Source organism: Nonomuraea aridisoli, assembly GCF_003236395.1.
Classification (GTDB): domain Bacteria; phylum Actinomycetota; class Actinomycetes; order Streptosporangiales; family Streptosporangiaceae; genus Nonomuraea; species Nonomuraea aridisoli.
The window spans coordinates 15,536-27,597 of sequence record NZ_POUD01000103.1; the positions used below are offsets into that span (position 1 = coordinate 15,536).

The window sequence follows — 12,062 nt, forward strand, 5'->3', positions numbered from 1 at the left end:
CGTGTCTGCCTGTGCGCTCGCGCAAGCGCTTCACCAACCAAGCTCCTCTCGTAGACGCCTACCGGGTTAGCTGACGGGTTCGGGCCGGAGCAGCCCTACCGAGCGAACTCGGATTCACCCCGGTGGTGGCTGTTGGGGGTGGCCACCGGCGGGTCCCCGGCTCCCCTCGCGGGGATTGGGCGTGTCTCCCGCGTGTGGGGACACACGGGGAACATCGTCGCTGGACACTAATGCACTCCGGGTTCGTGCTCAACCGGAACTGCCGACTTGGCAGGGCTTTCACAGCGGGAGAGTCCTGAGGTGAAGGCGTGTACTCCCGTGCACAACGGGCATTTTGCCCTGATTGTCGTGCTTCGGCGGCGACGATTTGTCGCCGGCGCACGTGTCCAGCTGGCGATGAGATGTAACAAGATGGGGCGGGACATGGGAGTTAAGGCTGAGCCGTAATGACATCTGTACGCTGGAGAGCCATGGAGCAAGTGGCCGAACCGACGTTGTCCGAGACCGCGGTGGTGGTCCGGCGCGCCCGGACCCCCGATGTGCGGACGATCCGGCGGCTCGTCGACACCTACGCGGGCGCGGGGCCGCGGCTCCTGGAGAAGGCCACGGTGACGCTGTACGAGGACGTGCAGGAGTTCTGGGTGGCCGAGCGGGGCGGGCAGGTCGTCGGCTGCGGCGCGCTCCACGTGTTGTGGGAGGACCTCGCCGAGGTCCGCACCGTCGCCGTGGACCCCGTGTGCCGGGGGATGGGCATCGGCCACCGCATCGTCTCCGCGCTGATCCAGCAGGCGAAGGATCTGGGGCTGAGGCGTGTATTCTGCTTGACTTTTGAGGTCGACTTCTTCGCGAGACACGGCTTCCGCCGGATACAGGGCACGCCGGTATCGCCCGAGGTGTACGCCGAACTCCTGGCCTCGTACGACGAGGGTGTGGCGGAGTTCCTCGATCTGGAACACGTGAAGCCGAACACCCTCGGCAACACCCGCATGCTGTTGCACCTCACATCGGGTGACGCGGACGCTGACCACATGGAAAGGTGATTGTTGATACCTATGTCGATACGTTGGGCAGCACAGGCATGTGTCCTGACACGTGCCACATGCGCACTTGAAGCGAGGTGACACGGTGAGCACCGGACAGCCGCCGTATCCGCAGAACGAATCCGGCGATAATTCTGCACCCGGCCCCTACGGGCAGCAGAACCCGGGCCGCCACCCTGGCGAGCCCGACCCGGACGCGACTGTGGTCGGCTACCGGGTGGACGACGCCTACGGGCAGCCCCCCTACGGACAACCAGGCCACGGCCAGCAGGGGCAGCCCCCTTACGGCCAGCAGCCCCAGTACGGCCAGCCCCAGTACGGCCAGCAGCCCGACTACGGGCAGCAGCCCTCATCCCAGCCCGACTACGGCCAGCAGGGCTACGGTCAGCAGCAGGGTTACGGCCAGCCCGACTACGGCCAGCAGCAGTACGGCCAGCAGCCGCAGTCCCAGCCTGACTACGGTCAGCAGCAGGGCTACGGCCAGCCCGACTACGGCCAGCAGGGCTACGGCCAACAGGCTTACGGCCAGCAGCCCCAGTACGGCCAGCAGCCGCAGTCCCAGCCGGGCTACGGCCAGCAGCCCGCGTACGGGCAGCAGCCCCAGCCCGACTACGGTCAGCAGCAGGGCTACGGCCAGACCGACTTCGGCCAGCAGGCCCAACAGAGTCAGCAGGGTCAGCAGGGTCAGCAGGGTTACGGTCAGCAGCCGCAGTCCGGCCAGCAGCCCCAGTACGGGCAGCAGCCCGACTACGGTCAGGGTTACGGCCAGCAGCAGCAGTCGCAGCCGGGCTTCGCCCAGCCGCAGTACGGCCAGCAGCCGCAGTCCCAGCCCGACTACGGCCAGGGTTACGGCCAGCAGCCCCAGTACGGGCAGCAGCAGTCCCAGCCCGGCTACGGTCAGCAGCAGCAGTACGGCCAGCCCGGCTACGACCAGCAGCAGTACGGTCAGGGCTACGGCCAGCCGCAGCAGCCCGCCTACGGTCAGCCGCCCTACGGCCAGGCCCCTTACGGGCAGCCCGGCTACGGCCCGGTCGGCGTGCAGCCGCCGGGCGCCCCGGCGCCGCTGGCCGAGTGGTGGCAGCGCCTGGTGGCGCGGATCGTCGACGGCGTGATCTTCGGCATCGTGCTGTTCGTGATCTCGGTCGTCCTCTTGGGCGTCCTCCTCGTCAGCTACGACTCGACCACCGGGGCCACCAGCGGCTTCTTCGGGTCCTTCCTCGGCAACCTCATCGCGGGCGTCATCGTGGGCGTCATCTTCGTCGCCTACGACTTCCTCATGCACAAGATGAGGGGCCAGACGCTCGGCAAGATGATCATGGGTATCAAGGTCGTGAAGGTCGGCCAGATGATGCCGCCGGGAGGGCTGCCCACCGACGCGTCCCTCAAGCGAGCCCTGCTGACTTTGGGGGGCTGGCTCTTCTACGGCCTGCCGTTGGGTGGCCTCATCGCCGCCCTCTGGTACGGCCTGAACGGCGCCTCCATGCTGTGGGACAAGCCGCTGCAGCAGACGTTCGCCGACAAGGTCGGCCAGACCGTCGTGGTGAAGATCAAGTAGTCTTCGCGGACGTAAAACACGGGGCCGGCTTCGCGCCGGCCCCTATGTTTTGTCGGGGTGACCGTACCAAAATGGGGGGATCCGAGCCGCCGATGACGCGAGGTGGGAGTTATGGCCGGCACGCCGCCGCCGTCGGGCCCGGTGCCCGCGGAATGGTGGGAACGCCTCGCCGCCCGGCTCATTGAAGCGCTCGTCTTCGGCGTCTTCTATTACATTCTGTTCATCGCCCTGTGGGGCATCTTCCGGACTGTCGGGATGTCGGAGATGTTCGGCGGGAGACTGCCGGGTGTGTTCTCATGGGCGGTGGCCGGCGCCGCTTATGCCTGCTACGACTGGCTGGCTCATTCGCGGCGCGGGCGGACCTTCGGTAAGGCGATCATGCGGATTCGCCTGGAGCCCCGGGATCTGCCGTCCCGGTCTCTGCTCAAACGGGCGCTGGTCTATCCTGCGCCTGTCATGCTGATGGGCATTCCGGTGGTGAATCTGGTCGCGGGAATGTTGCTGTTCGGAGTCGGGTTGCTCATCCTGATCGACAAGCCGCTCGAGCGGGGGCCGCACGACCGGCTGGCCGGAACGCAGGTGGTAAAAGATCTTCGGTGAGACCTTCCGTACCTGCACGGATGGCTTTTCGCAAAATTTTCCCTTGATCCGGTAAGGACCCTGGAGAGACTGGCATTAGGCTATGGGGCGTCCGGCTTGCCGGACGTCGGCGCCCCTGCGCGCGTAGGGCGAGTGTGTGCCGCTATGGTCGGGTGCGGGCGGTTGTCGCCTGCTGTCATGGGGGAGCCGGGCTCTCCGTGACCCCGCTGCCAGCGCTTAAAGCGCCCCGAAACCCCGCTAGCCGTGGAGGCCGAGGACGAATGGAAGCCCTAACAGACGTATTGTCAGCGCTCATCCCCCCCGTGGTGGTGGGCGGCGCCTTCATCTTTGGCGTAGTGAAGTTGGTCCGATCCGAGGCCCTGGGCGGCCGGCGAAACCGCGAGGATCAGCCGGAGCGCCAGAACTGATCGGCCGGTCAGCCGAATCCCGTAGCGCTGAATTGTCTCCACGCCTTTCCGGGTATATGTTTGGGCAGGCGAATGAAACAATGCTCCGCGAAAGGATTGCGTAGATGGCCAAGCAGATCCAGGAGATTCTCATCGATGACCTCGATGGGGGCGAGGCCAATGAGACGGTCAGCTTCGCTATTGACGGCTCCTCCTATGAGATTGACCTCAGCGACCTAAACGCGAAGAAGCTGAGGGACGCGCTCACGCCTTTCGTGCAGCACGCGCGCAGGGCGGGCACCGTGTCCGCGCGTCGGCGTGGCCGCGCCGGCAGCCGGGCGATGACCAGGGAGAAGAGCTCCGAGATCAGGCAGTGGGCCAAGGCTCACGGCCTGCAGGTCAGCGAGCGCGGCCGCATCGCCTCCACCATCGTGGAGAAGTACGAGCAGGCTCACTAGGAGTCGGTCGGCCGACCATGCGCTTATGATGCTCGCCTCGGACCCCGGCGACCGCCATAAGCGCATGATCCTTCCCTCGGCGTTCCGGATTTCGGGACGTCTGGGGATGACGATCTCAAGACCCGCCCATATGCGGGCGTTTTGGGCGTGTGTTCCGGCGTACAGCGCCGTTTCACCGGCCAGGGCCCTCGCATATGCGATGGCGTCGCGCCCCGTGCGTCGAATGCCGCCCATTCACGTACGGGGCCGCGCCTCGGGTCGCCCAATGTCCCTCGCCGACGACATTGGCGCGCCGCAGGCGGGTGCCGCGCCCACTGGAACGGGCCATCGCGGAAAACACCGGCGCGGTTACCCCCCTGCGGAGATCCTCGCGCGTTGCGGCGCTTAACCCGCGATCCGTACGCGCCCCGGCGAAAACCGGTCGCGGATGTCTCGGCATAACCTGAGTGCGCCTCATAACAATGCCGCTGCAACCGGCGTGCGCCGCAATGGTGCGATTGGCGACCAGGCGCAACTGCAGGACAGTAGCGAAACTCCTGACCCATGGGGACGACCGTCTCATCATGCGGACGGGTTCGGTAACCGGGCTGACCGGATGGCACATAAAGAGAGCCCGCCGTACACGGCATTCCGGAGCCGCGATGTGCGGTGAGTGGCGTGTTGTGCTCAGGGCGTAGCGCGACGGCTTGGCCATCCATTGCGACCCGACATAGGATGATTGCGTAACAGATACGGGCGCGGCATCTGAGATGCGCGGGGCGGGTGTCCCCACGCCGGCTTCGTGGCAGGCGTCCGAGGACGATCCGTGTGGATCTGTGTACGCCGCGGGTGGCAATTCGGTGCTGCTTCCGCGAAGTGTCCTAAACATCGTTCGCTTGCGGCGTATCGGGAACACGTCACCCCCGAACAGTAGTTGGATGGAGGGTGAACGCCCTGCTCTCGGGGAACGTCTCTGCTATAGAGCGTGTCAGCGGCAGTGGGCACGGTTCGCCGAGCCAGGGCTAGCATGCGGGAGGACGGGACCGGATTTACCGGCCTGACTGACCGCTCTGTGAGGAGCGACGAGATGTTCGAGAGGTTCACCGACCGAGCGAGGCGTGTTGTCGTCTTGGCCCAGGAAGAGGCCAGGATGCTCAACCACAACTACATCGGCACTGAGCACATTCTTCTTGGTTTGATCCATGAAGGTGAGGGCGTAGCCGCCAAGGCTCTGGAGAGCCTCGGCATCAGCCTTGAGGGTGTGCGCCAGCAGGTCGAGGAGATCATCGGCCAGGGCCAGTCGGCTCCGTCGGGGCACATTCCGTTCACCCCGCGGGCCAAGAAGGTCCTCGAGCTGTCGCTCCGTGAGGCTTTGCAGCTGGGCCACAACTACATCGGCACCGAGCACATCCTGCTCGGGCTCATCCGCGAGGGTGAGGGTGTGGCGGCTCAGGTGCTGGTCAAGCTTGGAGCTGATCTCAACCGTGTCCGGCAGCAGGTCATCCAGTTGCTCCACGGTTACCAGGGCAAGGAGCCGGCCGCGGCGGGCGGTCCGCAGGAGTCGGCCCCGTCGACCTCCCTGGTGCTCGACCAGTTCGGCCGCAACCTGACCCAGGCCGCCCGCGAGGGCAAGCTGGATCCGGTCATCGGCCGCGAGAAGGAGATCGAGCGGGTCATGCAGGTCCTCTCCCGGAGGACCAAGAACAACCCCGTTCTCATCGGCGAGCCCGGCGTCGGCAAGACCGCCGTCGTCGAGGGCCTGTCGCAGAAGATCGTCAGGGGCGAGGTGCCCGAGACGCTGAAGGACAAGCAGCTCTACACGCTTGACCTCGGCGCCCTGGTCGCCGGCTCCCGCTACCGCGGTGACTTCGAAGAGCGCCTGAAGAAGGTGCTCAAGGAGATCCGTACGCGCGGCGACATCATCCTGTTCATCGACGAGCTGCACACGCTCGTGGGTGCGGGCGCCGCCGAGGGCGCGATCGACGCCGCCAGCATCCTCAAGCCCATGCTGGCCCGCGGCGAGCTGCAGACGATCGGCGCGACCACGCTCGACGAGTACCGCAAGTACCTGGAGAAGGACGCCGCGCTGGAGCGCCGCTTCCAGCCGATCCAGGTGGCCGAGCCCTCGCTCAGCCACACGATCGAGATCCTCAAGGGTCTGCGTGACCGCTACGAGGCGCACCACCGCGTGTCGATCACCGACGACGCGCTGGTCGCCGCCGCGCAGCTGGCCGACCGCTACATCAGCGACCGCTACCTTCCCGACAAGGCGATCGACCTCATCGACGAGGCCGGGTCCCGGATGCGCATCCGCCGCATGACCGCGCCGCCGGACCTGCGCGAATACGACGAGAAGATCGCCAACGTCCGTCGCGACAAGGAGTCCGCGATCGACGCGCAGGACTTCGAGAAGGCCGCTGCCCTCCGTGACCAGGAGAAGCAGCTGCAGCTCAAGCGCGAGCGGCGGGAGAAGGAGTGGAAGGCCGGCGACATGGACGTCGTGGCCGAGGTCACCCAGGAGCTCATCGCCGAGGTCCTGGCGACCGCCACCGGCATCCCGGTCTTCAAGCTGACCGAGGAGGAGTCGCAGCGCCTGCTCCGCATGGAGGACGAGCTCCACAAGCGGATCATCGGCCAGGACGATGCGATCAAGGGCCTGTCGCGGTCCATCCGGCGTACCCGCGCCGGTCTGAAGGACCCGCGCCGTCCCGGTGGCTCGTTCATCTTCGCGGGTCCCTCCGGTGTCGGTAAGACCGAGCTGTCCAAGGCCCTGGCGGAGTTCCTCTTCGGCGACGAAGACGCTCTGATCAGCCTGGACATGTCGGAGTTCATGGAGAAGCACACCGTCTCCCGGCTGTTCGGCTCGCCTCCCGGCTACGTCGGCTACGAGGAGGGCGGTCAGCTCACCGAGAAGGTGCGGCGCAAGCCGTTCTCCGTGGTCCTGTTCGACGAGATCGAGAAGGCCCACCCCGACATCTTCAACTCGCTGCTGCAGATCCTGGAAGACGGTCGCCTGACCGACGCCCAGGGCCGGGTGGTCGACTTCAAGAACACGGTCATCATCATGACCACCAACCTCGGCACCCGCGACATCTCCAAGGGCATCGGGGTCGGGTTCGCGAAGTCCAACGACACCGAGTCCAACTACGAGCGGATGAAGTCCAAGGTCCAGGAAGAGCTGAAGCAGCACTTCCGGCCCGAGTTCCTCAACCGTGTCGACGACATCGTGGTCTTCCACCAGCTGACGCCGGTCGAGATCATCAAGATCGTGGATCTGATGCTCGCCCAGGTCGACGCCCGGCTGAAGGACCGCGACATGGGGCTCGAGGTCTCGCCCGAGGCCAAGCAGCTGCTCGCCGACCGCGGCTACGACCCGGTCATGGGCGCCCGGCCGCTGCGGCGCACGATCCAGCGTGAGCTGGAGGACTCGCTGTCGGAGAAGATCCTGTACGGCGAGCTCCGGCCCGGCCAGGTCGTCAAGGTGACGATCGAGGGCGAGGGTGACGACGCCAAGTTCGTCTTCAAGGGCGAGAACGCCTCGAAGGTCCCGGACTCGGCCGCCGCCATCGCCGCACCGATCCAGCACTGACGCCGTCCTCGGCTCTTCGGAAGCCCCCGCGTGACAGGTTCACGCGGGGGCTTTCGCGTGTGCGGCTTCGTGCTTCTTGAAGGGGCGGCCGGATATATGCCCATAAGCGCCTGAAACCGCCTGTGCCACGTCGAAAGGCCCAGAGGTATCACGGGTGTGTACGTCGCCGTGATGGAAGTCGAGCGGGCCTGTCAGGCGCTCCGAGCTGCGTTCCGTGGAAGGGCTCGCAAGGGGATGGGGTGGAGTGGATTGTTGGGCACTTTGGGCCGCTTTCTGTAGGGGGGCTCGTAAGGAGTGGGGATGGAGGGGATTTGTAAGGGTCGGGATGGGGGTTCGTCGAAGCGGCGGCTTGTCACCGTGATCGCCGAGCGGCCCCTGCCTCCCTGATCCGCACGCCAGGACGTCGGCGACCCAGGTGCTCTCATGGCGACAGGGAGACCACGAATCAGAAATCTGGTGCGGCCGCTTGGCCATCGGCAAGCATTCGGTGGATGCCGGTCGGCCTGCCGTCGGCCCAAGCATTCGACGGATGCTCAAGGCCAGGGCTCGCTTTCGCGAGTCATCCCTGCGCGCCCCAACGGTGCCTGATCAGCGGTGCGTTGCTCGGCCACCTTGCGCCGCTCACAGAACGCGGCTCACAGCGCCTACGGCTCGATCCACATCCCATCGCCTTACACGAGCCACTCGCAGGACGCGGCCCACAAGGCCCAACCACGGCCCGCGCCGGTGTCCGGCTGTCGGGCGGTCGGATCGCTCTACGGGATCCACCCTGGCCGGCGACGTACGACTTCGCCTACCGCGACGGCCGGCGTCGAGCTCCAGCGCGGCCGGGGTGGGCGTCGCAGTGCGTGATGGGCGATAGCCTGGCGTGTGCGTCGCCGGCGTCGTGGTCGTCACACGACGGAGGCGGGCGGCATCGTGCCGGCGGGTTCGGCCAGTGGCGGGCCGGGCGGCAGCGGCGTGGGCATCCGGTTTTTCGGGTTTCGTTGGCCCGGTTCTGAGAGTGTGAGCGGATTCACTTTTCGCGCGAGGGGCGCCTTATCGGCTCACGTGGCGGAGATCGCGGTGTGAGAACGGCTGGCCGTCGTTGCGTAATTGTTGGATGGGCGGCTATACCACCACCGCGAGTAGTACTACACTGCGTAGAGCTTCGCCAAGTCTCATCCAAGTGGCCCACAAGGGCGTGTTCCTACGCTGGCGGCTGCTCCTGGAGGAGTAGCCCGGACGACAACTCAGGGCGGACGCGCGCGCCACATGTGAGCAGGCATGCTCGCATGGTTCGCACGTTCGAGGCGGGCCAGGGAACACACAAGCAAGCCGTGGAGGAAACCGATGCGCCTGCGTCACGATGACGGAACGCTCGTTCACCTCGCCTACAACGCAGGCGTGCACCCCGCTGAGGACCTGGAGAACCTCATCGCCCACCTGACCCGCTACGCCGTGCCCGTGCGCAAGCGGCTGGGCGTGGAGCGGATGGGCATCGGGCTGTGGCTGTCCCCGAGCGTCGCCGACCACCTCACGGCCGACCGCATCGAGCTCGTACGGCTGCGTCGTTCCCTGGAGGAGCGCGGCCTGGAGGTCGTCAGCCTCAACGGCACCGGCGGCCGCAACCAGGAGGTCCCGGGTCCCGACTGGGCCAAGCCGGAGCGTTACCGCTACACCATGGCACTGGCCAAGATCCTGGCCTTCCTGCTGCCGGAGGACGTACGGTTCGGCAGCATCTCGACGATCCCGATCGGGTGGCGGCGCGACTGGCCGGCCGATCTGCAGACGATCGCCACGCGGCGGCTGGAGCGGCTCGCCCGTGAGCTGCGCGGCATCTACAGCGTGACCGGGAAGACGATCCGGGTGGGGTTCGAGCCGTGGCCCGGGTGTGTGCTGGAGACGACCGAGCAGGCGCTTCAGCGGGTGGGCGGGATCGACTCCGAGCACCTGGGCGTCTGTCTCGACGCCTGCCACCTCGCCTGCGGTGACGAGGAGCCCGGCGCGGCCCTGAGGGGCCTGGCCGAGGCCGGTGCGCCCGTGGTGAAGCTGGGCCACGTGCACGCCCACTCCGACGAGACGCCGAACACGGGGGCCGTGCTGCACGACACGCTGACGGCCATGCTGTCGGGCGCGGTGAGCGGCAACGCGCACATCGAGGTCGAGACGCACAACCTCATGGTCCCGGGCCGCGCCAAGGGGCCGGGGGCGCTGGTGTCCCTGCTCGCCGAAGAGCTGAACTGGGCCCGTACGAACCTGACCAGCCTGGGCCTCCAACTGGCCGCCTGACAGGGGCACAGCGCGACCGCTCGACGCGGGCGCACCGGGCGTGTGCGGCTGTGAATGAGCGCCGGCCGGGCGGTGCGGGTGGATGGCGGCCGACGTGATTCGCGTACGTGGCGGGCGCGTGAAGATCAACACGAAATGTCGGTGAGAAATGACAGCGCCCGCTCCACCATCATCAAGGTGAAGCGGGCGCTGGATGCTGCGGTTGTCCGGGCGCGCTGAATCGGCCGAAAGTACGGTGTGCGCCCCGACTTGGGGTCGATGTCCGCACCGGGCCGTATCCGGAGCATGGGCGCATGCCCTTGAAAGATCACGCTCCGGGACTGAACGCCGGAGCTATGGCCGGTGCTCCCGGCGTCCCCCGCACCAGCGCCGAGCGGGCGGCAGGGGAGGCTCCGCGATGACCTCACCTGGCCGATCGCGTATCGCCGCGCTCGACGTCCTGCGCGGGTTCGCGCTGTGCGAGATCCTGTTCGCCAACGTTCAGCTCATGGCGACCGGCGGCTCCGCCGTCGTGGTGCAGCCCATGGGCGACTGGGACCCCTGGCTCGGCATGCCGATCTTCTCCCTGCTGTTCGGCATCGGGTTCGCGCTGCTGCTGGACTCCGCCGCGAGCCGCGTCCCCCGCCCGCGCCTGGCCCTGCTGCGCCGGCTCGGGGCGCTGCTCGCGATCGGCCTCGTGCACATGCTGCTGTGGCCGGGCGAGATCCTGACCGTCTACGCCGTCGTCGGCATCCTGGTGCTGCTGCCCTCGACCTGGCTGCCCCGGTGGGCCGTGGCCGGCCTCGCCGCCGCATTCATCCCGGCGGCGCTGATCCTCAGCGGGGGCGGGCCCCTGCTGATCGCGGGGTTGTTCCTGCTGGGCTCGGCGCTGGTCCGCTACGGAGTGATCGAGCGGATCGAGCGGTCCACCCGAGGGCCGCTCCTGCTGGGCCTGGCCTTCGCGGCGGGGCTCGCCTTCGCTCTGTGGGTGCGGGCCGGCATGCGGGCCGTGGGGGCCACGACGTACCTGTCTTCCGTGTCCAGCCTTGCTGATCTACTGCTCGTCGGTGTGTACGTGTGCGGCATGCTGGTCCTGCTCAGAACGCCGCTGCGACCGGCGCTGCGGTTCGTCTTCGTGCCGCTGGGCCGGATGGCTCTGACCAATTATCTGACCGCCACGATCCTCGTTCTGGCGGCCGGTCACATCCTCGGCCTGCCGATCGGCCAGTCCTTGACGGCGGCGTACTGGACCGCGGGAGCCATCCTGGCGGCCCAGTGGCTGGTGTCCGCCCTCTGGCTGCGCCGCTACCGCCAGGGCCCGATCGAGTGGCTCTGGCGCTGGGCCACCTGGGCCCACCGCTCGTCCCTGCGCATCCGTACGAGCTGAGTCCATTCCTGCACAGCCGGAGCACGCCGAACACTACCCGCGACACCGAGAGGATCGTGGGCCGCCGGTCAGAGGGTGCCGAACCAGCCGGGGATGTCGAGGCGCCAGGGGTTGTCGGGGGTCATCCGGCGTAGGTCTGACTCCAGCGCGTTGAGGCGGTCTTCGCCCAGTTCGGCGGCCCAGCGGGTGCGCAGGGTGTCGAAGATGCGGGCCGAGCGGTCGAGGGCGTCCATCCCGTGTGGCGTGAGGCGGACGAGTTTGCGTCGGCTGTCGCGGGGGTCTGTGGTGCGTTCGACGTAGCCGATGCGTTCCAGGTTGTCGACGGTCTTGCCGGCGGCCTGTTTGGTGACGCCCAGGGTGCGGCCCAGCTCGACGGCGGTGGTGCCGTCGGGGCCGATGGCCTGCATGACGAATCCGTACATCGGCCTGATGTCGGGGTGGCCCTCGCGGGCGAGCTCGGCGTGCAGCTCGTCTATGAGCATCTTGAACGCGAGCAGCAGGCGAAGCGGCAGCTCGAAGCCGTTGCTTGACATGATAGACAACCTGGTTAACTATATGGGAAACGTGGTTGCCTATTTTAGGAGTGAGCAGGGTGGCTGTCATTCGTAACGCCGAAGCCCGCCGGTCGGAGACCCCGGGCGGGGTCATGACGACGTTCGCCTCGCCGACCCAGGGAGGGGCCTCAAGGGCGCTGTGGAAGGTCGAGGTGAAGCCGGGAGGCGTGGGACCCGTGCACGACTTCGACGTCGAGCAGGTGTGGACCTGGACGGCCGGCGCGGCCACCGTGGAGCTGGGCGGGGGGACGTACGCGGTGGGGG

At 67.3% G+C, this 12,062-nt stretch carries 8 protein-coding genes, 1 pseudogene and 1 riboswitch; of the genes and pseudogenes, 8 read left to right on the forward strand and 1 reads right to left on the reverse strand.

Going from position 1 to position 12,062, the window contains the following annotated elements; all coding sequences use genetic code 11:
• Positions 1–40: 40 nt before the first annotated feature.
• A riboswitch (cyclic di-AMP (ydaO/yuaA leader) is annotated at positions 41–192 on the reverse strand.
• Positions 193–470: 278 nt separating this feature from the next.
• The 7 genes from C1J01_RS23825 to C1J01_RS23855 all read left to right on the forward strand — a co-directional run bounded on the left by C1J01_RS23825 (position 471) and on the right by C1J01_RS23855 (position 11,244).
• A complete protein-coding gene (locus C1J01_RS23825; protein ID WP_111181198.1) occupies positions 471–1,040 on the forward strand; it encodes an amino-acid N-acetyltransferase in 570 nt (189 codons plus the stop codon).
• 85 nt (positions 1,041–1,125) lie between these two features.
• Positions 1,126–2,595 carry an RDD family protein gene (locus C1J01_RS23830; RefSeq protein WP_146615702.1) on the forward strand — a complete coding sequence of 490 codons (1,470 nt, stop codon included), beginning with the start codon at positions 1,126–1,128 and terminating at the stop codon, positions 2,593–2,595.
• Positions 2,596–2,706: 111 nt separating this feature from the next.
• The gene (locus C1J01_RS23835; RefSeq protein ID WP_111181200.1) at positions 2,707–3,195 is read left to right on the forward strand and encodes an RDD family protein; all 489 of its coding nucleotides are present in this window, start codon (positions 2,707–2,709) and stop codon (positions 3,193–3,195) included.
• Positions 3,196–3,706: 511 nt separating this feature from the next.
• Positions 3,707–4,039 carry a histone-like nucleoid-structuring protein Lsr2 gene (locus tag C1J01_RS23840; RefSeq protein ID WP_111181201.1) on the forward strand — a complete coding sequence of 111 codons (333 nt, stop codon included), beginning with the start codon at positions 3,707–3,709 and terminating at the stop codon, positions 4,037–4,039.
• A 1,066-nt stretch (positions 4,040–5,105) separates the two neighbouring features.
• A complete protein-coding gene (locus C1J01_RS23845) occupies positions 5,106–7,607 on the forward strand; it encodes an ATP-dependent Clp protease ATP-binding subunit (protein WP_111181202.1) in 2,502 nt (833 codons plus the stop codon).
• A 1,386-nt stretch (positions 7,608–8,993) separates the two neighbouring features.
• A complete protein-coding gene (locus tag C1J01_RS23850; RefSeq protein WP_235854624.1) occupies positions 8,994–9,878 on the forward strand; it encodes a sugar phosphate isomerase/epimerase family protein in 885 nt (294 codons plus the stop codon).
• Between the two features lie 397 nt (positions 9,879–10,275).
• Entirely contained in the window at positions 10,276–11,244 is a 969-nt protein-coding gene (locus tag C1J01_RS23855; RefSeq protein ID WP_111181204.1) for a DUF418 domain-containing protein, read from the forward strand.
• A 68-nt stretch (positions 11,245–11,312) separates the two neighbouring features.
• Here C1J01_RS23855 and C1J01_RS23860 read toward each other — a convergent pair whose 3' ends face one another.
• On the reverse strand, positions 11,313–11,777 hold the full coding sequence (locus C1J01_RS23860; protein WP_111181205.1) for a MarR family winged helix-turn-helix transcriptional regulator: 465 nt from the start codon (positions 11,775–11,777) through the stop codon (positions 11,313–11,315).
• Between the two features lie 59 nt (positions 11,778–11,836).
• Between C1J01_RS23860 and C1J01_RS23865 the strand changes: the two are divergent.
• Positions 11,837–12,062 (forward strand): annotated as a pseudogene (locus tag C1J01_RS23865) (cupin); the annotation flags it as partial.

Bases quoted from the DNA above. Each gene is read 5' to 3' on its own strand.
- C1J01_RS23825 (WP_111181198.1), top strand. From the start codon at position 471: ATGGAGCAAGTGGCCGAACCGACGTTGTCCGAGACCGCGGTGGTGGTC.
- C1J01_RS23835 (WP_111181200.1), top strand. From the start codon at position 2,707: ATGGCCGGCACGCCGCCGCCGTCGGGCCCGGTGCCCGCGGAATGGTGG.
- C1J01_RS23840 (WP_111181201.1), top strand. From the start codon at position 3,707: ATGGCCAAGCAGATCCAGGAGATTCTCATCGATGACCTCGATGGGGGC.
- C1J01_RS23845 (WP_111181202.1), top strand. From the start codon at position 5,106: ATGTTCGAGAGGTTCACCGACCGAGCGAGGCGTGTTGTCGTCTTGGCC.
- C1J01_RS23855 (WP_111181204.1), top strand. From the start codon at position 10,276: ATGACCTCACCTGGCCGATCGCGTATCGCCGCGCTCGACGTCCTGCGC.
- C1J01_RS23860 (WP_111181205.1), bottom strand. From the start codon at position 11,777: ATGTCAAGCAACGGCTTCGAGCTGCCGCTTCGCCTGCTGCTCGCGTTC.